Consider the following 21,532-nt stretch of genomic DNA (forward strand, 5'->3'; position numbering starts at 1 on the left):
CAGAGTTAAGGAAGGACACGCTGAGGTCGCTGAGGTATTCTTTCCGATCTTTGTGTGAAACCTTCAGAATTTGCCGGAAATTTTTAAATACTTAAAATGCAATGCTACTCATTATAGACGACGATCTGGCCATTAGAACTTCACTGGCTCTGCTGCTGAAAAGCAATGGGTTTCAGGTGAAAGGGGCAGCTTCGCCCGATGATGCATTAAAGATACTTCAGACTGAAATACCTGAACTCATTCTCCTCGATCTCAATTTCTCAATAGCGACTTCCGGAGACGAAGGAATGGCATTGTTGTCCCGTATTCGCAAACACAATCCGGCTATTCCTGTTATTCTGATTACCGGCTGGGGCACGATAGATCTGGCAGTGCAGGGAATGAAGCTTGGCGCAAAGGACTTTATTACCAAACCCTGGCAAAACGATTACTTATTGCAATCGGTCAATACGATATTGAATCTTGGACAGCCGGATGAGGAGTCAAGTGTGAAGCGTAAGGCTGCAAGTAAGTATCAGTTTGATAACATCATTGGTAAGGATCCGAAATTGCTTGATATTCTTGAAACTGTAGGCCGGGTGGCTGTAACCGATGCTCCTGTGCTGATCACCGGAGAAAGCGGTACAGGCAAGGAACTCATTGCCGAGGCAATTCATGCCAACAGTAAAAGAAAACTGAGACCATTTGTGAAAGTGAATCTGGGTGGTATATCATCGTCCCTTTTTGAAAGTGAGCTTTTTGGTCATGTAAAAGGTGCGTTTACCGATGCCAAAACGGATCGGGAAGGAAGGTTTGAGATGGCTCACAGAGGTACTATTTTTCTGGATGAGATCGGCGAACTTGATCTGGGAAGTCAGGTGAAATTGCTTCGGGTGTTGCAGGAAAGAACTTTTGAACCTCTTGGCAGTAGTAAAAGTCGTGTAGTTGACGTTCGGGTTATTTGCGCCACAAACCGAAATCTTGAAGAGATGGTGGCGCAAGGTACTTTTAGAGAAGATCTGTATTACCGTATTAATTTGATCACAGTTCAGTTACCTGCGTTAAGAGAGAGGTCGGGTGATATTCCGTTGCTGGCCGATTTCTTTATCAATAACCTCAAAGTGATATACCAGCGCCCTGAATTACAGTTGTCTAAGCCGGCGGCTAAATGGCTTAAGGCGCTGACTTTACAGGGAAATATCCGGCAGTTGAAGAATATAGTAGAACGAACTGTATTGCTTTCAACAAACGATATGCTGGATGTGGAAGACTTTCAACTTAGTATGAACACCGGGAATACCAGCTCCCGTAATAGTAATTTACCCGAAGTAGGAGCGCTGACGCTCGAAGAAATGGAATTTCAGATGATCCGGAAAGCGATGGATTTTCATCAGAATAAGGTCTCGAAAGTAGCCAGATCTCTGGGGATTACACGGTTTGCACTGTATCGCCGGCTTGAAAAGTATGGCATCACTTATGAATCCGACGAATTATGAGGTGGTCGACGCGGACACAATATATTGTATACATATTGCTACTGCATCTTGTTCTTATCTTTCTGGTGTACAAGATATTGTTTCACGACAAAATACTGTTTATCGGTTCAGAATTGTTTCTTTTCAGTTCGATACTCTTGTCTGTCAGGATATACCAGAATTTTAACAGACCTCATGAGTTTGTAAAATCAGGAATTGAGGCTATCAGGGAAAAAGACTTTACAATCAAATTTGTGAATACAGGAAACGGCGAGGTCGACTCGCTGATTGAAGTATATAACCTGATGATTGATCAATTGAGGGAAGAGAGAGTGAGACTTCAGGAGAAGCACTTTTTACTTGAAAGGCTGATCGCAGCTTCTCCGATTGCTATTGTTATACTGGATTTTGACGGTAAAATTGAATCTGTGAACACTGAAGGCAAAGTATTGCTGCACATGGGAGAGTCGGTATACAAAGGTTTGATCCCCAGGCAAACAGGTTCGGAAATACTGAGTAGAGCAGGAGAAATGAAAGATGGAGAGTCGAAAATCATCAGACCGTCAGGCGTAGCTACTTACAAGGTGCAACGTTCGCATTTTATGGATCAGGGTTTCCGAAGATCGTTTCTGATGATAGAAGAACTTACGGCTGAAATGTATGAATCAGAAAAAAAAGCATACGGAAAAGTGATCAGAATGATGGCACACGAGGTGAACAACACATTGGGTGCTACGGATTCAATCATACAGACAGCCAGACATATGCTTGACGCAGAGGAATTTGTTGAATTAAATGAAGCTCTGCGGATTTCGTCTGAAAGAAATAGAAAGCTGACCTATTTCATGCGCAATTTTGCTGACGTTGTTCGTCTTCCTCTGCCAGCTTTTGCCAGCGTTAATTTGAGTGTTCTGGTCCGGGATGTTACTGTATTTATGCAATCTTTCGGAATGGAGAATGGTGTTGCTATTCAAACAAATTCACTTGCAAATGTTGTTGTTCAGGCCGATTTAGCGCAACTGGAGCAAGTACTGGTCAATGTAATTCGGAATGCGGTACAGGCTTGTCGGCCCGGAAACAGTGTGGGGATTAGTCTCTCAGAAAATGAACTGGTTATTGCCAATAATGGTAAGCCAATTACAGAAGAGGAGGCTGATCATTTGTTTAATCCATTCTACAGCAGCAAGCCGGATGGACAAGGGATCGGGCTGACACTGAGCCGTGAAATTCTGGTCAATCATGGTTTCAGGTTTTCTCTTAAAACCAATACAGAAGGCTGGACGGAATTCAGAATTGGCTTTTAAAGCCGCTCTGATTTTTCAATTTTACCAGTCATTTCATAATTTTTTAGCCATGTTTTATGCTTGCCTCCGATCGTCAGATAGAAGTCGTAGACCGCTTTCATATCGGTTTCAAAATCATTTTTCAAATACATTGGCTCGCTGATCACGATAGCTTTCCTCGGATAATCGAAACCGATCAGAATAAGTGGGACATTGGCTTTCAGTGCTATATGATAAAATCCACTTTTAAGTCTTTCTACGTCTTTTCTGGTGCCCTCCGGGGTAATGGCGATGTGCAGACTTTCACGTTCCGCATACATTGCGGCGACGGTGTCTACTAAATTAGAAGCTTTATTGCGATATACCGGATAACAGCCCAGCGCCCGAAATAACCAGCCTGAATACCATTTGAACAGCTGACTTTTCGCTAAAAAGCCTATGTTGATCTGAAGTTCAGCGCGGCCTCCAAGGCAAACTACAAAATCCCAGTTGGAGTTATGAGGAGCACCTACCCAAACAGCCTTTTTAACCTCATTAGGGTACCGGCCTATAATTTTCCAACCGGCAGCACGGTACAAGCCAGCTGTTATAATTCTCCACATACCGACAAAAGCTTAGCCTTTAAAGAATAATAAATGGTCGCGGACTAAATGTGATCACAAAAACGATCAACGCAAAAATACCCATGATAATCCGTGGTGTATCAAGAGGGCGATTGTCTTCGGTGTCAGGATGTTTTACTCCCAAAATTCTTCCCAGAATAAAGACAAATGGAAGGAAGCCTGAATAACCTTCCTGCTCAGGAAACAGGTATGTTACAGCGAATTGGGCTACCACAATGATAAGACTGATCATCAGTGCTGTAGAGGCAGACTCAAATGTTCTTCTGAAACAGATGTAGATAAAATAGATATAGAAGAACAGATATAATAGTTGCTCATAAAACAACTCATCGCTACCAATGGCGAAAGACTCTGGCCTGAATAACCCCAAACCTGCAAAAAAAACAAAGATGCTAAAAAGCACTGGTGCAATTACATCGAATTTCTTCTTACCTATCAGGCCGTACAAAATGTGTCCTCCGTCAAGTTGTCCGATGGGAATAAGATTCAGAGAAGTAAAGAAAAGAGCCAGGTATCCCGCAAAAATAAAAGGGTAATGGATCATCTCGAAATCGTGCGGAAGCAGATTCGGGTCAGCCACATAGGTTTTGAAAAGCCAGAACAGGATATTATCACCAAGGGCGATTTGTCCTGCGGAGTTTTCGTAAACAAATTGTCCGTAACTGGATCCGAAGCGCTCGTATTCCGGATGGATTGCATAAATGTATTCAAGAGGGGGCAAGTGCGTAAAGCCGTACCATAAAACCGCCATGGCAGCGAAAAATCCTGCAAGTGGTCCGGCGATTCCGATATCGAAGAATTTGAGTCTTGATTTAACAACCGAAGTGATCCTGATAAACGCGCCCATTGTACCTATGCTTTGGGAAATTCCAAACCAAAGTGGTATATAAAAAGGTAGTGTCACTTTTACCTGATGCGCTTTGGCCGTAAAATAATGCCCAAACTCGTGGATGGTTAATATGGCCAGAAATGGCAGGGAAAACTGAAATCCTATGATGAATTCCGGCCATCCCATGGCTTTTTCTGAAGCTGCTTTCAATTCAGGGCTGTCATTTCCAAGCCATCCAAACAAGTCAAAAACAAAAGAAAATGTATTTCCGAAGATCCATTCAGCGCCGGCCATGGTTGTGGTGATGACCGTAAGAATAAACAGTAAAGCCTGAATGAGATAGGTGCGTGTACTAGACTGCATAGTCTTTGAGATATTCCAGGATGGTAACAGGTTTTTGAACCAGAATAGTATCTATGCCCAATTTTGCGGCCGATTTGATATTATCTGAGTTGTCATCGAGGAACAGCGTTTCCTCTGCTTTAATATTCTGCTCTTTTAGTACCTGCAGGTAAATCTCAGGATCCGGCTTCATAATCCCCATTTCGTAAGAGAGGTATACTTTGTCGAAGAGCTCATCCAGGTTTTTTATACCTGTAGCGGCTTCGAGGATCTTATTCACTTGTGTGATGTGAATAGAACTGGTATTGCTCAGAAGGAATAAGCGATATTTGCTGCGCAGTGTTTTGAGCAGTTCAACGCGTTCAACCGGCATATCCAGCAAAAGGCTGTTCCATGCCGTATCAATCATTTCGTCGGTCCAATCGGGAGAGTCAACCAGTTTTCTGATCAGATTTCTGAAGCTGGCTTCATCCAGCAAACCGGTTTCAAACTGGCGAAAAAGGTCATTTTCTTTAAAAAGCGTTAATATTTCAGCTTGTTCGCGACCGCTCAGTTTGGCAAATGATAGTGAAGCAACGGGAACGTCAATGTTCAGAATTACATCACCCAAATCGAAAATGATATTCTTGATATTACTGTTTTTCATAATCCGGTTTGTGCCAAGAGCTGTAAGTTTAACTTTCCGGAGTCAACTTACAGCTCTTTGAAATGCTTTGAAATATATAAAAGGAGCCTATTCTACAACGACACCCATAGCCGAAAACTTATCAATGCGCTGATCAATTCGTTTGTCAACCGATATTTTAGAAAGTTCTTTAACGTTTTCCAGAATCACTCTCTTCAGCTCTTCTGCCATCCAGTCATGATCCAGATGTGCACCGCCGAGAGGTTCTGAAACAATACCATCCACCAGTTTGTTACTCACCATGTCCTTGGCAGTAATTTTCATGGCGTCGGCAGCCTGCTCTTTGAAATCCCAGCTTCTCCAAAGAATCGTTGAGCAGTTTTCAGGAGAAATTACCGAGTACCATGTATTTTCAAGCATCAATACACGGTCTCCGATTGCGATGCCCAAAGCACCACCGGAAGCTCCTTCACCAATTACGATACAGATCACCGGTACCTTCAGCATAAACATTTCTTTCAGGTTGCGTGCGATTGCTTCACCTTGTCCGCGTTCTTCTGCCTCCATACCAGGAAATGCACCCGGCGTGTCTATCAGCGTAACGATAGGTATATTGAACTTTTCAGCCAGCTTCATCAAGCGAAGCGCCTTTCTGTACCCTTCCGGATTAGGCATCCCGAAATTACGGTGCTGACGTTGCTTGGTATTACGTCCTTTTTGTTGTCCGATCAGCATAACCGATTGCCCGCCAATGTTGGCAAGCCCACCAATAATAGCCGGATCGTCACGCACCTGGCGGTCTCCGTGCAATTCTATAAACTCGTCGCAAATGCGCTCGATGTAATCAAGCGTATATGGGCGATCCGGATGGCGCGAAAGTTGTACACGCTGCCAGCGGGTAAGATTTTCAAATATTTCTTTTCGAAGATCTGTAATATTATTTTCCAATAAGGAAATGGCACCTGAAAAATCAACATTATTTTCTGATGCTAATGCTTTCATTTCTTCGAGCTTGCGTTCGAGCTCGGCCATAGGTTTTTCAAAATCCAGATATGTTCTCATTTCTTAGGTTCTTAAATTACTGGAAAAATGCAGGATTAAAGTTCGTAGGAGCGGCCTCGTAAGGGTATTTCCACGTTGTTATAGCCCATTTCCTGAATTTTGCCCTGAAAATCAGCCATGCTTTGCTGGTCCCCGTGTACCAGAAAAACTCCTTTGAGCTTGTCCGGATTCTGCATTTTCACAAATTTTATTAAATCATTCTGATCTCCGTGACCGCTAAATACGTCAATTTTTTCAATATTAGCCAAGACTGGCAGCTGTTTACCTCTGATTGATATCGTATCCTGCCCGTTCAGGAGTCTCCATCCGAGGGTTCCTTCCGATGCATAACCGATCATCAGAATTGTAGCATAAGGGTTACCTATATTGGCTTCTACGTGGTGTTCAATCCGTCCTCCCTGTACCATTCCGGAAGAAGAAATGATGATACAAGGTTCGTTGTAATTGGATATTGCCCGGCTTGCTTCGGCATTCTCAAGATAGATGAGGTTTTCAAAATCGAAGAGCATGTCGTTATCTTCCTGGAAATTTCGGGCTTCCTTGTTAAGTAAGCGTACGTGGCGTTGGTAGACCTTCGTGCTGCTGTATGCCAGCGGACTATCCGAGAACACCTTCAGGTTAGGAAAGTTATGGTTCGCATAAATTTTATTCAGCGTAAATAACAAAGCCTGTGTTCTTCCCACACTGAAAGATGGAATGATGAGTCTGCCAGGAATGTCAACACATGTTCTTTTGATCACATCGGCCAGCGCTGTTTCGGGCTCTTCCTTAGTTTCATGAAGGCGGTTTCCGTACGTCGTTTCGCAGATCAGATAGTCTACATCAGGTACTTCCTGTGGGTCCGTAAGTAGGGGATAGTTACTTCTACCAATATCACCCGAGAAGCAAATACGTTTCTTCTCGCCATTTTCGAATACTTCTACCACAATATGGGCTGCCCCCAGAAGGTGTCCGGCAGGGTAAAATGTAATGGATACGTGGTCTGCGATGCGATAGCGCTGTCCGAAGGCAACGGGAACGAAGTTGTCCAGTGCTTCGATTACATTTTTCTCAACGAAATAGTCACGTGGGATTTCTTTCCTCTTTTTACCTTTCTTTTTTCCACTCGCTCCGTTTCTCGCATTCAGGCGCTTCTGATGGAGGTTGGCGGCATCTTTCAGCAGTAGTGAGGTAAGAGACAGCGTTGGCTCAGTACAAACCACCCGTCCTTCAAAGCCTTCCTTAAAAAGGTTGGGTATGTTACCCGAATGATCAATATGTGCGTGTGTGAGAAGTACAGTGTTAATTAAACTTGCATCAAACGGAAAGACACTTTTTTGTTCATCATATCGGTTCTTTCTTCCTATTTCATCTAAATCAAAATCTGAACCGCAGTCAATCAAAATTCGGTAATCATCGGATTCCAACAGGAACATACTACCGGTTACTTGCTGTGCAGCTCCCCAAAATGTCAATTTCATACTTTGTGATTGGGGTGAATATTATATAGTATGATCTTACCTTTTCAGGGAAAATCAAAAACGTGCTCTTGTCAGGATATTGGTTAAAAATTCAAAGGTTTAGCATTAATGGCACTTTCAGTGCTCTTTCCGGAGGATAATTAAACGTGCATGATGCACGGAATTTGTACAAAAGTATCAAAAAAGACACTTAGATTACTGATAAGTTACTAGTTTAGGAATGAATCTTTATTTCCTGCATAAAATACCGCCATTTATCAAAATCTATGAAGTGTTTCCTGACTGTCGTGTTTTGTTTCCTGAGTATTGCTGCAAAGGCGCAGTCGGCTGACAGTATCGCAATCAATAACCTTAGTGATGCCGTACTGGAACTTCAGAACAGCGAGCTGATGCGAAACGGGACACTTGCCATCAGCCTTAAATCAACGAAGGATGGGAAAAGTAAATTTGCGCTTAATCCGGAATTGTCGCTTCCGTCTGCGTCTACACTTAAACTGGTGACAACGGCTACTGTAATGGATGTTTTCGGTGGAGATTACCGATACAAAACTTATCTGGAATATGATGGTGTTATCAGAAAGGATACGCTTTTTGGTAATATTTATGTACGCGGAACAGGAGACCCCACACTCGGTAGTGACCGCTTTACAGGATATCCCACTTCTGCCGATTTGCTGGTTAAATGGACTAAGGCGATTCAGAAACTGGGAGTAAAAGTAATATTGGGCGAAGTAATTGGCGATGGTTCTTTTTTTGATAAAAATACGGTGGCCGACAGTTGGATTTATGCTGATCTGGGTAATTACTATGGAGCCGGGGTAGGCGGACTTAATTTTAATGACAATTTATACAAGGTGAAATTCAAGCCGGGAACACGTGCAGGGGATCCGGCAGTTTATCTCAATACTGATCCTTCACTTCCTTATCTCACATTCCGGAATGAAGTTACGACAGGCGAGCGGGGTTCCGGGGATAAGACGATCCTGTATGGTAATCCTTTTAGCAGTCAGGTGGTGATGACAGGGACAATACCCACCGGCTTTGCTACATATCAGGTAAAGGGTTCTATTCCCGATCCGGCGCTGTATGTAGGTTTTGTTTTGCAAAAAGCACTGGCCGATGTGCAGATCAAAGTTACCAGGTCGTCAATAGATGAGAAGAAAGAGCTAACACGTAAGGTTCTGGATGAAACAGTGTCGCCTCCTCTGCGTGATATTTGTCTCCAGACAAATTTGTGGAGTGTAAACTTATATGCAGATGCATTTTTGAAACTTGCCGGAAAGCGGCTTGGAGGAGATCCGTCCTTTGATGCATCTGCCAAAGCGGTAAAAAACTATTGGGTGTCCAAACGGGCAGATATGCGGGGATTCATGATCAAGGATGGTAGCGGATTGTCGCCTTCAGGTTCGGTTTCTGTGCATAACCTCACAGAAATTTTGAGTATGGCCACGAAGAATCCGGGATTCAATGATTTTTACAAAACCATAGCGGTAATGGGTCAATCCGGAACGGTTCGTAACCTTGGAAAAGGGAGCAGGGCAGCAGGTAATGTAAGGGCAAAGAGTGGTTCAATAGAAGGTACTCGGGCTTATGCAGGATATGTTACCGCTAAATCGGGTGAGATGCTTAGTTTTGCTATTATTGCGCATAAGTATGAGCCGGAGAGCCAGCGGGGCGTGACAGATGAACTCGTACGAATTATTACTTTGATGGCGGAATTGTAACCGATAGGGGAGTAATTTGAAGGAAATACTTTATTTTTGTGGCAAAATTAACCACATCCCTCTTCAAATTAGTAATGAACAAAGTTGATGTATGCGTCATCTATTACGGTAAGCCGTATCAGACCATTATTTCTATTCTAACGCTTTTTAAATACAGCCGGCAGCACATTAATAAGCTGTATATCACGGTTGAGAAAAAGCAACCTTTTGACAAGTTTGGTGATGTATATAAAGTCATTCAGGCTATCAAACCACATATCGAAATTGACCTGTACTATCCCAAAACTTTTTACGAATTAGGATATCTTGATTACAACAAAACTAAGGTAGACAGCAGTTATCGTTATCAGATTCCATATCAGTATGCTTTGGAAAATGCCAGCCAGGATTTTTTGTTTATCATGCATAATGACATGGTGTTTCATCACGATATGATTGGAGCTATGCTTCCTGATTTTGCTCATGATGAAAAGATGGCTGGTACAGGCTCCATCGGACAGTGCTGGTCTTGCCCGGCATTTTCGGCCAAGTTGTGCCACGGCTCGAAATTTGATGAATATATTCCGGAACAGGAAGAGGCGATTGCATTGCATGAAAAATACAATACTCCAAGAAAGGAGAAGGATATAGAAGTGTTGAAAACTGGTCGAATCCATCCAATGCCTGAGTGCAGGCTTAATGAATATGCGTGTATGATCAGGCTTTCTACCTATAGAGACACTACTTTGCCAAAAGGTAGTAATGTTTGTTTTGGAGGAAATTGGGGTTTCACAGCTGACCTTGGGACTGGCTGGTTTCATCAGATGGTTAATCAGGGAAATAAGTTTAAACACTATGTGCTGGAAGACTATGCTACACATTCCATGTTTAATCCGATCGGACAGGGTATATGGGCATATTCGAAACAAGATAATTACAATTTGAGTGAGGCAAATGCCCTCAAATATCTTCAAGACAACTATAATATGGATGCTGCGCTCAATTCGGGTTATGCCGTGTTATCCGGATACAGAAATGTAAGGGGCAGGTTGGGTAATAAAAAGCAAAGGTTAGGGCAGAAGATGAAAACCGCTGTTCGCCTTGTGCTTAGAAAGTAAAATATAATGAATATCGAAATTAAAAAAGTAGAAGTAGCAGAGATACTGGAAATTAGGCATCAGGTGCTTTGGCCCGATCAGCCGCTGGAATTTGTGAAAGTAGCTGAAGACGAATCAGGAGTACACTTCGGGCTATTTTATGAGGCAAACCTTGTTTCTATCATTTCATTGTTTGCAGATGAAGACCGGCTGCGTTTCAGGAAGTTTGCAACATTACATGCCTGGCAGAATAAAGGTTTGGGATCGCAGCTACTGAGGTTTGTTATCAATGATGCACGTGATAAAGGCTACAAAGAATTGTGGTGTGATGCGAGAAGCACTGCGTCCAATTTCTATAAAAAACATGGATTTGAAAAGTTCGGAGAACCGTTTTTTAAAAAGGATATTGAGTATTATAAAATGTCGATGAGCTTGTAATGAAGCTGCCCTGTAATCGCGAATTTTTTCGTTTTACAGGGCAGTTGCTTTTTACTTCACTTCTTCAATCATGAAATTATGATTAGTATAAATGCAGAGATCTGCCGCTACGGTAAGGCTTTCGCGTACCATTTCTTCTGCTGACAAATGCGTTGCATGTTTTTTGAGTGCCTGCGCCGCTGATTGAGCGAAGTTGCCGCCGGACCCGATCGCTGCAATTCCGTTTTCAGGCTCCAGTACATCACCGGTTCCGGAAATGATCAGGATTTCATCTTTGCTGGCAGTAATCATCATCGCTTCCAGTTTTCTCAGGTAACGATCGGTGCGCCAATCTTTGGCCAGTTCTATAGCAGCGCGTTTCATATTACCTCCGTAAGCATTCAATTTTTCTTCAAAACGCTCTATGAGGGTGAAGGCATCGGCGGTCGATCCGGCGAAACCTGCCAGGATTTTCCCGCCCATCAATACTCTGATCTTCTTTACATTCCCTTTAGCGACTGTAGTTCCCATCGTAGCTTGTCCGTCGGCACCAAGAGAAACAGTGCCATTATGAAGAACCCCAAGGACGGTGGTTGCGTGTATTTTTTCCATGAATAAGTACTTGATTATATCTTTAAAATTCAGACCTGATTTTGTATTGTCAGTTTGCAGAAAACATTGTCCACCTGCATCAGTGGGAAGTCTGCCGGCAGATTGTCTTTACTGATGGTAATAAAACCGTTTCTTTCATAGAAACGAAGGGCAGCAGCCAATTGACTCACAGTTCCCAGATACAAATTGGCAATGTGGTTTTCGGTGCAATAAGCAAGCATATGGTCAAACAGCCGCTGGCCAATACCAGATTCCTTGCCACGAAAATCCTTTGCCACAAACATTTTCCTGATCACACCTGCCTGGTTACCTATACGTATAAGCGCGATACTGCCAACGACCTTGCCGTCAGCAACAGCTACCCAGAATTCTCCGCCACTTTTACGATAAAAATCGTCAATGGTGAAAAGGTCAGGCTGATCGGCTGCTGTAATGGGGACGTTAAACTCCAACTGCTGAATATCCAGAATAAGCTTAACGAGCTGATCCTGAAATTCATTTTTAAACGGGATTATTTCAATCATATTATTTACGACAATACTGTGGTAGCAAATCAGAATGCTATTTAAAACAAAAGTGCCAGGTCGTAAAACCTGACACTTTGTACATTTTATTATCGGGGTGACGAGACGTCAACCATCAATTTGTCCTTAAACCAACATGCTCATCGGCTCTTCCAACAGTTTTTTCACTGTGTTCAGGAACTGAGCTGCAAGTGCTCCGTCTACTACACGGTGATCAGCTGAAAGTGTCACTTTCATGATATTGGTTGGGTATACAGTACCATCTTCTTTGAAAGCAGCTACTTTCTTGATTCCACCAATAGCAAGGATGCATGAATCCGGTGGGTTGATGATCGCTGTGAACTCATCTACACCAAACATACCCAGGTTAGAAATAGAGAAAGTGTTGCCTTCCCAATCCTTAGGCTGTAGTTTTTTGTCTTTGGCTTTGCCTGCAAGATCTTTTACTTCACCAGAGATGGTTGATAAAGTTTTCTTGTCAGCGTCGCGGATAACAGGTACCAGAAGGCCCTCATCAACTGCAACAGCTACACCAATATTTACATAATTGTATTTTCTGATTTTGTCTCCCAACCATGCAGAGTTAACGGCAGGATGTTGTTTCAAGGCAACCGCGCAAGCTTTGATCACCATGTCGTTGAAAGAGATTTTTGCAGGACTTACGTCGTTCAACTGAGGACGAAGTGCCATTGCTTTGTCCATCACGATTTCCATGGTTACATAGAAATGCGGTGCAGTGAACAAGCTGTCGCTCAAACGACGTGCAATCGTTTTGCGCATTTGTGATACCGGGGTATCGGTATAATCGCCTGATGCAGCTGGTGCAGCAGCTTGTGGCTGTTCTGCTTTCGCTGGTGCAGCTTCGGCTTTAGCAGGTGCTTCAGCAGCTTTTGCAGCAGGTTTGAAGTCATCCACATCGCGTTTTACGATACGACCATTGTCTCCGCTTCCTGCTACTTCACTCAGGTTGATACCTTTGTCTTCAGCAAGGCGTTTTGCAAGAGGAGAAGCTTTAATTCTGTCACCGGAATCAGCAACAGAAACCGTTTTTTCTTCTTTGGCAGCCTCTGCTTTCGGAGCTTCCTGAGCAGAAGTTTCTGCAGGAGCTTCTCCGTTTTCGCGGGCAAGCAATCCTTCCACGTTCGCTCCTTCTTCACCAATTACAGCGATGATCGCATCTACAGGTACAGCTTCGCCTTCCTTGATTCCAACGAAAAGAAGCGTTCCGTCTTCGTATGCTTCCAGTTCCATGGTAGCTTTGTCGGTTTCAACTTCCGCCAGAATATCTCCTGACTTCACCTTGTCGCCCACTTTTTTCTGCCAGGAAACCAAAGTTCCTTCTTCCATGGTATCGCTCATTTTTGGCATGCGAACCACAGCAGCATTAATTTTCTCTGTCGATGCAGCAGGTCTTACTGCTGGCTTGTCAGGAGTGGCAGTTTCAACAGCAGGTGCAGCTTCCTGTTTTGCAGGCGCTTCTTCTTTGCTGCTTCCGTTATCACTTCCGCCTTCCAATAATGATTTATAGTCTTCTCCTTCTTCTCCAACAACAGCCATAACCCCGTCAATGGGTACAGCATCACCTTTTTGTACACCTATGTATAGAAGCGTACCGTCATAATAAGATTCAAGATCCATTGTAGCTTTGTCTGTTTCGACTTCCGCTATAACTTCTCCGGATTTGATTTTATCACCAACTTTTTTGTGCCATTCTGCGATAACACCTTCTTCCATGGTGTCGCTCATCTTGGGCATACGGATTACTTCTGCCATATCGCTTATTAAGGTATTTTAGTTTCTTAGTCTAAAAATAAGATTTCAGTCAAAATTACAACAAAAGGCTCATTTAGCACTTGCTTTTAGTATTAATTCTGAAAACCGGACCTTCCGGGAGAGCTGAAAAATGGTATTAAAGTTCGAAAACGATGCAGAAGCTACTTGTAAAGCAGGGTCTTACATCGTTTCCGATTATATAATGCCTAGTTGATCTTCAACACGGCCATAAATGCTTCCTGTGGGATTTCTACGTTACCTACCTGTCTCATACGCTTCTTCCCTTTTTTCTGCTTTTCAAGCAACTTACGTTTACGGGAAATATCACCACCATAACACTTCGCCAAAACGTCCTTGCGCATGGCTTTTACTGTTTCACGGGCAATGATCTTCTGTCCGATAGCAGCCTGAATCGCGATCTCAAACATCTGGCGAGGGATAAGCTCACGCAATTTCTCACAAAGCTTTTTACCCCATTCATAAGATTTTGATCTGTGAACAATGGCAGAAAGTGCATCAACTGCTTCGCCATTCAACATCACATCAAGCTTCACCATGTCGGATTCCTGATAGCCGGCCAGATCATAATCCAGAGAGGCATATCCCTTAGAAATCGTTTTAAGTTTGTCGAAAAAGTCAAACACAACCTCTGCAAGCGGCATTTGAAATTGCAATTCCACACGCTCGGATGTCAGGTAAACCTGGTTTTTAAGAATACCTCTTTTATCCATACAAAGGTTCAGGATGGGACCAATGTAGTCAGACTTGGTGATGATCTGCGCGTTGATAAACGGTTCTTCTATCGACTTAATATGATTCGGCTCCGGCATTTCCGACGGTGCACTGATATTTAAAAGCTGATCTTTTGTATTGGTAATACGGAACTGTACCGACGGAACTGTTGTGATCACGGTCATGTCGAACTCGCGCTCCAGTCTTTCCTGCACAATCTCCATGTGCAGCATGCCCAGGAATCCGCAACGGAAACCAAAACCAAGTGCTGCCGATGTCTCAGGCTCCCACACAAGTGCTGCATCATTCAGCTGCAGTTTTTCCATGGCCTCACGAAGCTCTTCAAACTCTGTAGTATCTACAGGGTAAATCCCGGCAAATACCATCGGTTTCACTTCGGAGAATCCAACGATGGCTTCACTGGCAGGGCGGTTGATATGCGTAAACGTGTCACCAACTTTTACCTCCTTAGCTACTTTAATACCGGAAATGAGGTAACCTACATCCCCGCATTCCACTACTTGTTTCGGGATTTGAGATAAACCCAGTGTACCGATTTCGTCGGCTATATATTCCTTGCCGGTAGCCATGAACTTCACACGGTCACCTTTACGGATACTTCCGTTTTTTACACGGAAAATAACTTCTATACCTCTGTATGAATTGAAAACGGAGTCGAAGATCAATGCCTGAAGTGGTGCTTCAGGATCACCCTTCGGTGCAGGAACTCTTTCAATGATGGCGTCCAGGATTTCCTTTATACCGATACCTTCCTTGCCGCTGGCAGGAATAATATCTTCACGATTGCAATCCAGCAGGTCCACCATTTCATCCTTTATTTCTTCAGGTCTGGCACCCGGCAAATCCACTTTGTTCAATACCGGGATGATCACCAGGTCGTGGTTGATCGCGAGGTACAGGTTGGAGATGGTTTGCGCCTCTGTTCCCTGCGATGCATCAACGAGCAGAAGTGCACCTTCGCAAGCCGCAATCGAACGGGAAACCTCATAAGAGAAATCGACGTGGCCCGGAGTGTCAATCAGGTTCAGTATATATTCTTCTCCCTGATACAGGTAGGTCATTTGAATAGCGTGGCTTTTGATCGTAATCCCGCGTTCGCGTTCGAGATCCATGTTATCCAAAAGCTGAGCCTGCATTTCACGCTGGGTTACCGTTTTGGTAAATTCCAGTAGCCTGTCGGCCAAGGTACTTTTCCCATGATCGATATGGGCGATGATACAAAAATTCCGGATTTTCTTCATGTAGTAAATAAAGCGGACAACCTGCTGTAGGTTATCGTAATATGAATCACAAAATTACAAGCCTGCCTGTGATTTTTACAGATTGGAGAATTTATTTATTTTCTGACTTACAGGAAAATGCAACTGTTTTGCTGTTTTCGGTGCCGAAAGGATAGAGTCTCCGGATTTTAGTGAGCTGAGCCGGGCCAGGTGCATTATAAATGGATCCTTGTTAAAGTACTGTTATAGAGGAGGTTATGTATATAAAAGAAAAACACGCAGGTTTCAAAATGAACCCGCGTGTCAAATTACACTTCATCAACAAACTAAAAACCAAATAAAACTACTACGAAAATATTCGCTTGTCAAGTTTTTTTTGCTGTAGGAGGGGGATTCGAACCACCCACGGTGAGGTTAGCTACGGTACAAAAACTGAATTGGTGGTCCACCCCAGTCGACTTGCGTCGGCATTATACCGCGTTTATTCCTTGATCACCACCCCCGAGACAGGAGGGCATGGCTGCCAATTTCATCACCCTACAATGTGATAGGTGTCAGTCAGATTTGTTCGTGTCTCTGAATATCCGAACTCTCACTTGACAATACAAAACTAACCGGTATGGATTTAATTATAAAATATTTTCATAAAAATTTCGTAAAATTTATCATTTTGGTATAAATTGGGTTTAAAAATTGCGAAACGTCTAACATTTCAGAAAAAAATGAATAAATATTCAGATATTGATAGTACGGACCTGCGCATTCTGTCCTTGTTGATAGAAAATGCAGCTTTACCGTATACCGAGATCGGGAAACGTGTATTTGTCTCAGGGGGGACGGTGCACGTGAGAATGAAAAAGCTGGAACAAATGGGTATTGTGAAAGGGTCTCAGCTGATTATCGATCCTGCCAAACTGGGTTGGGATATCAGTGCCTTTCTCGGTATATATCTGGAAAAAAGTTCGCTTTATGAGCAGGTAGCTACGGAACTGGAAGGAATTCCTGAGGTGGTCAACATACATTATACAACAGGTATATACAGCATCTTCATCAAAATCGTTTGCCGCGATACCAATCACCTGCGTGAAATTCTGCATGATAAAATCCAGAAAGTAAACGGTATACAGCGTACAGAAACGTTTATTTCCCTGGAAGAGAGAATCAACCGCTCTATTCCGTTAGCAGAGAATTAGGATTGTTTGAAGAACTCCGAAAATAGCATTGACACTTTGTGACAAAAATTTTACCTTTGTATTGTATATATAAAAAACTTATATATATTTGTACATGACAAACGCGAATTATGGAGAATAGTGCAACGAGTAACGAATATGTAAGAGGTACGCTGAAAACAATCGTACTGAATTTGCTGGCTGAACATGATCGTATGTATGGCTATGAAATTACGCAGGAAGTGAAGGATCGTACAGGAGGGGCTATTGCACTTACATTTGGTGCACTCTATCCCGTGCTTCATAAGCTGGAACAGGAAGGTTTGCTGGTTACTGAATCAGTAGAGGTAGACGGGCGACTGAGGAAGTATTATTCGCTTACCCAGCCTGGTAACGAAGCGGCGAGGAACAAGACGAATGATCTTGAACGTTTCCTGGATGCAGTCCGGTTGTTGCTTGCACCGAGAGGACTTGCTACTGAATAGAGGTTAATCCATGGCACATACTTAAAACAGAAGATCCGATGAAACGCCTCCAAGAAAATCGAATCGAGCAGTTAGCTAAATATCTGCAGGGAAGTAAGCTGGATCCGGAATTGTATTCCGAGATACTGGATCATCTTGCCTGTGAAGCAGAAGAAAGACTTTGGGATGGAAGTTCATTTGAACAGGCCTATGAAAAGATTTTGGATTCGGCCGATCTTCAAACACTTCACCATTTAAGTGTTGATCATAAAACTCTGTTAGCCATGGAAAAATCATTAGACGACATCGTTTTCGAGAACCGAAACAAACAGTATGGGGCGTACACGTTACGCAAAAGCTACGGGCAAACCATGCAGAAGTCGGTATTGCTGGGAGTGACCCTCTTTTTATTAATGGTGCTCCTTCCGAACCTGTACGCAACGCTGGTACCGGATAAAAAGCCGGGAGATATCGGGTTTGAGGTCGAGTTTGAAAATGTAGACATCCGTCCCGACAAAGCGCCTTTGCCCGAGCCTATCAAAGAAGAAGAAGCAAAACCGGTAGAAAAGACGGTAAAAAGTGTGAGTTTGACTGTGGTGCCTGATAACCAGGTGGATGTGGAATATAATCCTCCGGTAGTGGAAGAGCTGGAAGCTGCACAGCCAGGAGGTATTACGCAGGATGGTTTGGTGGATGTAAATATCATTACTGCGCCTGCACCTGCCGTGACTGCACCGAATGGTGTGGCTGCTGAAGTAGCACCGGAAAAAGAGAAGGAATATCTTTTAGTGGATCAGAGACCGGAATTCATGGGAGGAAATGCTGCGATGGGATCATTTCTTCAAAAACACCTGAGATATCCCTCACAGGCTGTGCAGGCTGGTGTGGAAGGAAGAGTGTTTCTGGAATTTACTGTAGGCAACGACGGGAAGATCGAAAATGTAAAAACCATTAAAGGGATCGGTTTTGGCTGTGACGAGGAGGCTGAAAGGGTTGTGAAACTGATGCCCGACTGGAAACCTGGAAAACAAGCCGGAACGCCGGTGAGAGTTCGGTTTACTTTGCCTATCGTGTTTAAAATGAATTGATTAAGAAGGTGATCTGGATGATGTGTTGAATAGTTATTTTAAAAATTCCTCGCAATAGCGGGGAATTTTTTGTTTTTTTGCACTTTGAAAACCATCAAAAGGAACGTTTTTACCTATGACAATAAACCAGAATTAATGTACGCCATTGTTGATATAGAGACAACAGGAGGAGGAGCCGATGCGCGTATTACTGAAATTGCTGTTTTCCGTCACAACGGACAGCAGGTGGTGGATGTATTTCATTCACTTGTTAATCCGGAAATGTACATCCCGCCGTTCATCACCCGTCTTACCGGCATAGACAATGAAATGGTGAAGGATTCTCCAACCTTTTATGAAATTCAGGATTCGGTACGGACCATTACCAAGGATGCGTGGTTTGTTGCACACAATGCGAAGTTCGATTACGGATTCATCAAAAGGGAATTTGCTGCACTTGAGGAATATTTTCAACGGGATTTGCTGTGTACGGTACAGTTGAGCCGCAAGATTTTTCCGGGATACAAATCATACAGTCTGGGAAACATCTGTGAAAGTTTGGCTATATCGCTGGAAAACAGGCACAGAGCCCATGGAGATGCAGCTGCGACAGTACTGCTTTTTGAGATGTTGATGAAGAACGATCTGCAGGGACTAATCCCCTTCGATCCATCGGCACTGCTTATGGATAACGTATAACCTTTGTAGGAACGATTATTTTAATAGTTGATGTATCATTAACTTAATCGTTCTTATACTATGAAGGCATTCCTCACATATATGTTTATCTTTTTTGTGGCTATAGGGCTAACAAGCTGCGAAATTGTCGGTGGTATTTTCAAAGGAGGTATGTGGACCGGCGTGATCCTCGTGGTTGCAGTGATTGCAATCGTTATATGGGCGTTGTCGCGGGTGTTTGGAGGTGGAAACCGAAGTTAGCAATACCATTATCATATAGACAGTGGGGCAGGGCGATGAGCTTTCTGCCCCACTTTTTTATAGCCCGATCTCTGCCTGAAAAGAAACCTCGAAAATTTCGTACAATCGTTAGGTAATCACAATTCTGCGTATCATCTTTGCATTCCCAAAACGAGGGGGATTAGCTCAGTTGGCTAGAGCGCTTGCATGGCATGCAAGAGGTCATCGGTTCGAATCCGATATTCTCCACTTGATTATCAGTCACTTGCAAGATTTTTGTAAGTGGCTTTTTTATTTGGTCGAACATTTTCCTCTTGTTTTTCAGTTCATTAGATTATGGTGATCACAATCTATCATTATTTTGTTTCCCGAGTATACTGCTCATTAATTCGTGTAGAAACGGAATTACCTAGTTAAATTCAAAATTTCGCTTTTCATAATTGACCGATTTTAACCTATAATCATTAGGTGGCTCGTTGGACTTTACGTATGTAAGCTTCCCATTTATGGAATATTGTATGCTTAGACTAATATTTGGCAAATATCATGACACTGACAATGTTCGATGGATCGTATAGCCAAGAAACATAAAGTTTATTCGTATCTGCATAAGCTAAAGGAAATTATTCGAGAAGCTGGCTTCCAACTTTAAGATAATATGGTTTTGGCTTGCTTCCAATATTGAAGACCCTGACAAGATAAAAGGATTCCCCAGCGTTAGTATTTCCTAGGAGTGTGTCGCTCTTAGCTTTCTTATTGTCTTTAATTTTTGGATTTCCTGTTTAAGACTTTATTTGCCGTGGGTTGTCATACTTTAATAACTTTTATGTGAAGTCCTTGACATCTTAAACATGCGTTTTATATTGTAAGCTAAGCATACCAAGCTCCATTCTCAGTCTGTTTTGAATAGTCCTCTTAAAGAAAATTGCCTGAATCTTAAAACACTTTTGATGATGCCGAAAACGGGTTCAACGGTTTGCTTTCGCTTTTTGTAAATGGCTTTATATTGAGGAATTTTCAAGCGCTCCCTCATTTGGTCAATTACCATCAAGTTTTCTTGCGGCTGTTGAATATCCTTTGAATCAATCTTTTTCTTTTTCGCTCTATTCTCTAAAATAGCCTCAAGATAGCTATTATGATGTTGTCTGGATGTAGCTATAACAGTTACGATACCTTCTGGTGCATTTGATACGTTGTTTTCGCTAAAGTAGCCAGTATCGGCCACAGCAACTTTTATTACACCTAATTCTGTCGGTACTGCCGCTAACCCCGGTAAAAATTCGGATTTATCGTTGCCATGTTCATTGCTGTAAGCCCCAACAATAATCATATCTTCATTAACAGCAGCCTGAGCATTATAGCATTGATTGAATCCTGCATTAGTCTTCATAATGCGAGATTCCGGATCAGTGAAATTGTATTGATCGGTCTGATTTGGTTTATTCTCTGGCTCTTTCGGGACTTTTCCCGCAGATTTCTTCCCTGTTTTTTCTTCTTTTTCGCTGCGTGCTTTTATCTTCTTGTCATATTCTTCTTTTTCTTGCTTGTAGCGTTCGGTAGCCCGGGCTTCGACTGCTGCCTTAGCTTGCTTTATTTTCTCTAAACGATCCTCACGCCGCTTCAGCTCGGCAGGAACGTCCATTTTTTCAGGTTTCTCGTTTTCATCCGTACTGGATGCAATTGCAAGGAGTTTACTTATTTCAGATTCTAACTGCTCTTCCAGCCGCTTCATATATTCATAACTCATCGCCCTGTGCTTGCTGGCATTTGCCTGTATTTTAGTGCCGTCCAAATAAACGTTTCCCAATTTAACCAAGCCTAACTCCTTGCCAATAAGCAATATTTCCTTAAACCAGCCCTTTATTTCGCCTAGAAATCGCTTACGGAAACCTGCAATAGTATCGTGGTCAGGGTGTTGATTGCCGGCTATAAAACGGAAAGCCACTGAGTCATAGGTTGCAGACTCTATTTTCCTTGAACTAAAAATGCCCGTTGAGTAGCCATAAAAGATCAGAGCCAGAAGTAATTTGGGGCGGTCCGCCGCGCGGTCGTAAGCGCATATCTTTGAAATTGTTGGGAAAAGTGCAAATTTGAGATAGCTGTTTAACAGGGTTGGACAGCAGCCCGTGTTTCG

Annotated in this window: 20 protein-coding genes and 1 tRNA gene; 11 read left to right on the top strand and 10 right to left on the bottom strand. The window is 42.9% G+C overall.

Annotated features, from left to right (window positions below; translation table 11 throughout):
- Nucleotides 1–101 precede the first annotated feature (101 nt).
- Complete coding sequence (locus DSL64_RS25835) at nt 102–1,475, top strand: sigma-54-dependent transcriptional regulator (RefSeq protein ID WP_115833854.1); 1,374 nt, start codon at nt 102–104, stop codon at nt 1,473–1,475.
- Nucleotides 1,472–2,758 (top strand): sensor histidine kinase, encoded by a 1,287-nt coding sequence (locus tag DSL64_RS25840; protein ID WP_115833855.1) that lies wholly within the window; start codon nt 1,472–1,474, stop codon nt 2,756–2,758. Before DSL64_RS25835 ends, DSL64_RS25840 begins: the two co-directional genes overlap by 4 nt.
- On the opposite strand, the gene DSL64_RS25845 is transcribed toward DSL64_RS25840, so the two are convergent.
- The 5 genes from DSL64_RS25845 to DSL64_RS25865 form a co-directional block, all read right to left on the bottom strand.
- The gene (locus DSL64_RS25845) at nt 2,755–3,339 is read right to left on the bottom strand and encodes a 1-acyl-sn-glycerol-3-phosphate acyltransferase (protein ID WP_115833856.1); all 585 of its coding nucleotides are present in this window, start codon (nt 3,337–3,339) and stop codon (nt 2,755–2,757) included. The genes DSL64_RS25840 and DSL64_RS25845 overlap by 4 nt on opposite strands.
- Nucleotides 3,340–3,358: 19 nt before the next feature.
- A complete protein-coding gene (locus DSL64_RS25850) occupies nt 3,359–4,552 on the bottom strand; it encodes a site-2 protease family protein (RefSeq protein WP_115833857.1) in 1,194 nt (397 codons plus the stop codon).
- Complete coding sequence (locus tag DSL64_RS25855) at nt 4,542–5,177, bottom strand: HAD family hydrolase (RefSeq protein WP_115833858.1); 636 nt, start codon at nt 5,175–5,177, stop codon at nt 4,542–4,544. The genes DSL64_RS25850 and DSL64_RS25855 overlap by 11 nt, the downstream gene beginning before the upstream one ends.
- Before the next feature lie 87 nt (nt 5,178–5,264).
- On the bottom strand, nt 5,265–6,218 hold the full coding sequence (locus DSL64_RS25860) for an acetyl-CoA carboxylase carboxyltransferase subunit alpha (protein WP_115833859.1): 954 nt from the start codon (nt 6,216–6,218) through the stop codon (nt 5,265–5,267).
- A 35-nt stretch (nt 6,219–6,253) separates the two neighbouring features.
- Nucleotides 6,254–7,678 carry an MBL fold metallo-hydrolase RNA specificity domain-containing protein gene (locus DSL64_RS25865; protein ID WP_115833860.1) on the bottom strand — a complete coding sequence of 475 codons (1,425 nt, stop codon included), beginning with the start codon at nt 7,676–7,678 and terminating at the stop codon, nt 6,254–6,256.
- Between the two features lie 266 nt (nt 7,679–7,944).
- Here DSL64_RS25865 and dacB point away from each other — a divergent pair, with 266 nt between their 5' ends.
- From dacB to DSL64_RS25880, 3 genes are all read left to right on the top strand, one after another.
- Nucleotides 7,945–9,402, top strand: coding sequence for a D-alanyl-D-alanine carboxypeptidase/D-alanyl-D-alanine endopeptidase (gene dacB, locus DSL64_RS25870; protein WP_115833861.1), 1,458 nt, complete (start codon nt 7,945–7,947; stop codon nt 9,400–9,402).
- A 74-nt stretch (nt 9,403–9,476) separates the two neighbouring features.
- Nucleotides 9,477–10,499, top strand: a complete 1,023-nt coding sequence (locus DSL64_RS25875) for a hypothetical protein (protein WP_115833862.1) — start codon at nt 9,477–9,479, stop codon at nt 10,497–10,499.
- Nucleotides 10,500–10,505: 6 nt separating this feature from the next.
- Nucleotides 10,506–10,916 carry a GNAT family N-acetyltransferase gene (locus DSL64_RS25880; protein ID WP_199539505.1) on the top strand — a complete coding sequence of 137 codons (411 nt, stop codon included), beginning with the start codon at nt 10,506–10,508 and terminating at the stop codon, nt 10,914–10,916.
- A gap of 51 nt (nt 10,917–10,967) precedes the next feature.
- On the opposite strand, the gene hslV is transcribed toward DSL64_RS25880, so the two are convergent.
- From hslV to lepA, 4 genes are all read right to left on the bottom strand, one after another.
- Nucleotides 10,968–11,507 (bottom strand): ATP-dependent protease subunit HslV, encoded by a 540-nt coding sequence (gene hslV, locus DSL64_RS25885; protein ID WP_115833864.1) that lies wholly within the window; start codon nt 11,505–11,507, stop codon nt 10,968–10,970.
- Nucleotides 11,508–11,536: 29 nt separating this feature from the next.
- Nucleotides 11,537–12,031, bottom strand: coding sequence for a GNAT family N-acetyltransferase (locus DSL64_RS25890; protein ID WP_115833865.1), 495 nt, complete (start codon nt 12,029–12,031; stop codon nt 11,537–11,539).
- A gap of 126 nt (nt 12,032–12,157) precedes the next feature.
- Nucleotides 12,158–13,804, bottom strand: a complete 1,647-nt coding sequence (locus tag DSL64_RS25895; protein ID WP_115833866.1) for a pyruvate dehydrogenase complex dihydrolipoamide acetyltransferase — start codon at nt 13,802–13,804, stop codon at nt 12,158–12,160.
- 206 nt (nt 13,805–14,010) lie between these two features.
- Nucleotides 14,011–15,798, bottom strand: a complete 1,788-nt coding sequence (gene lepA / locus DSL64_RS25900) for a translation elongation factor 4 (protein WP_115833867.1) — start codon at nt 15,796–15,798, stop codon at nt 14,011–14,013.
- A gap of 701 nt (nt 15,799–16,499) precedes the next feature.
- On the opposite strand from lepA, the gene DSL64_RS25905 reads away from it, so the two are divergent.
- The 6 genes from DSL64_RS25905 (at nt 16,500) to DSL64_RS25930 (ending at nt 19,647) form a co-directional block, all read left to right on the top strand.
- Nucleotides 16,500–16,970, top strand: a complete 471-nt coding sequence (locus tag DSL64_RS25905; protein ID WP_115833868.1) for an Lrp/AsnC ligand binding domain-containing protein — start codon at nt 16,500–16,502, stop codon at nt 16,968–16,970.
- Between the two features lie 110 nt (nt 16,971–17,080).
- Nucleotides 17,081–17,434, top strand: coding sequence for a PadR family transcriptional regulator (locus DSL64_RS25910; protein WP_115833869.1), 354 nt, complete (start codon nt 17,081–17,083; stop codon nt 17,432–17,434).
- A 38-nt stretch (nt 17,435–17,472) separates the two neighbouring features.
- The gene (locus tag DSL64_RS25915) at nt 17,473–18,501 is read left to right on the top strand and encodes an energy transducer TonB (protein WP_115833870.1); all 1,029 of its coding nucleotides are present in this window, start codon (nt 17,473–17,475) and stop codon (nt 18,499–18,501) included.
- 135 nt (nt 18,502–18,636) lie between these two features.
- Entirely contained in the window at nt 18,637–19,179 is a 543-nt protein-coding gene (locus DSL64_RS25920) for a 3'-5' exonuclease (protein ID WP_115833875.1), read from the top strand.
- Between the two features lie 60 nt (nt 19,180–19,239).
- Entirely contained in the window at nt 19,240–19,419 is a 180-nt protein-coding gene (locus DSL64_RS25925; protein WP_115833871.1) for a hypothetical protein, read from the top strand.
- Between the two features lie 154 nt (nt 19,420–19,573).
- A tRNA-Ala gene (locus DSL64_RS25930) sits at nt 19,574–19,647 on the top strand.
- Between the two features lie 643 nt (nt 19,648–20,290).
- Here DSL64_RS25930 and DSL64_RS25935 read toward each other — a convergent pair.
- Nucleotides 20,291–21,532 (bottom strand): transposase (locus DSL64_RS25935; protein WP_115833872.1); only part of this gene is annotated, 1,242 nt, incomplete at its 5' end.

Origin of the sequence: Dyadobacter luteus (assembly GCF_003383615.1) — a bacterium.
Taxonomy (GTDB): Bacteria; Bacteroidota; Bacteroidia; order Cytophagales; family Spirosomataceae; genus Dyadobacter; species Dyadobacter luteus.

What these genes read in the sequence shown, in the direction of transcription:
- DSL64_RS25835 (WP_115833854.1), top strand. Translation starts at nt 102, where the DNA reads ATGCTACTCATTATAGACGACGATCTGGCCATTAGAACTTCACTGGCT.
- DSL64_RS25840 (WP_115833855.1), top strand. Translation starts at nt 1,472, where the DNA reads ATGAGGTGGTCGACGCGGACACAATATATTGTATACATATTGCTACTG.
- DSL64_RS25845 (WP_115833856.1), bottom strand. Translation starts at nt 3,339, where the DNA reads ATGTGGAGAATTATAACAGCTGGCTTGTACCGTGCTGCCGGTTGGAAA.
- DSL64_RS25850 (WP_115833857.1), bottom strand. Translation starts at nt 4,552, where the DNA reads ATGCAGTCTAGTACACGCACCTATCTCATTCAGGCTTTACTGTTTATT.
- DSL64_RS25855 (WP_115833858.1), bottom strand. Translation starts at nt 5,177, where the DNA reads ATGAAAAACAGTAATATCAAGAATATCATTTTCGATTTGGGTGATGTA.
- DSL64_RS25860 (WP_115833859.1), bottom strand. Translation starts at nt 6,218, where the DNA reads ATGAGAACATATCTGGATTTTGAAAAACCTATGGCCGAGCTCGAACGC.
- DSL64_RS25865 (WP_115833860.1), bottom strand. Translation starts at nt 7,678, where the DNA reads ATGAAATTGACATTTTGGGGAGCTGCACAGCAAGTAACCGGTAGTATG.
- dacB (WP_115833861.1), top strand. Translation starts at nt 7,945, where the DNA reads ATGAAGTGTTTCCTGACTGTCGTGTTTTGTTTCCTGAGTATTGCTGCA.
- DSL64_RS25875 (WP_115833862.1), top strand. Translation starts at nt 9,477, where the DNA reads ATGAACAAAGTTGATGTATGCGTCATCTATTACGGTAAGCCGTATCAG.
- DSL64_RS25880 (WP_199539505.1), top strand. Translation starts at nt 10,506, where the DNA reads ATGAATATCGAAATTAAAAAAGTAGAAGTAGCAGAGATACTGGAAATT.
- hslV (WP_115833864.1), bottom strand. Translation starts at nt 11,507, where the DNA reads ATGGAAAAAATACACGCAACCACCGTCCTTGGGGTTCTTCATAATGGC.
- DSL64_RS25890 (WP_115833865.1), bottom strand. Translation starts at nt 12,031, where the DNA reads ATGATTGAAATAATCCCGTTTAAAAATGAATTTCAGGATCAGCTCGTT.
- DSL64_RS25895 (WP_115833866.1), bottom strand. Translation starts at nt 13,804, where the DNA reads ATGGCAGAAGTAATCCGTATGCCCAAGATGAGCGACACCATGGAAGAA.
- lepA (WP_115833867.1), bottom strand. Translation starts at nt 15,798, where the DNA reads ATGAAGAAAATCCGGAATTTTTGTATCATCGCCCATATCGATCATGGG.
- DSL64_RS25905 (WP_115833868.1), top strand. Translation starts at nt 16,500, where the DNA reads ATGAATAAATATTCAGATATTGATAGTACGGACCTGCGCATTCTGTCC.
- DSL64_RS25910 (WP_115833869.1), top strand. Translation starts at nt 17,081, where the DNA reads ATGGAGAATAGTGCAACGAGTAACGAATATGTAAGAGGTACGCTGAAA.
- DSL64_RS25915 (WP_115833870.1), top strand. Translation starts at nt 17,473, where the DNA reads ATGAAACGCCTCCAAGAAAATCGAATCGAGCAGTTAGCTAAATATCTG.
- DSL64_RS25920 (WP_115833875.1), top strand. Translation starts at nt 18,637, where the DNA reads ATGTACGCCATTGTTGATATAGAGACAACAGGAGGAGGAGCCGATGCG.
- DSL64_RS25925 (WP_115833871.1), top strand. Translation starts at nt 19,240, where the DNA reads ATGAAGGCATTCCTCACATATATGTTTATCTTTTTTGTGGCTATAGGG.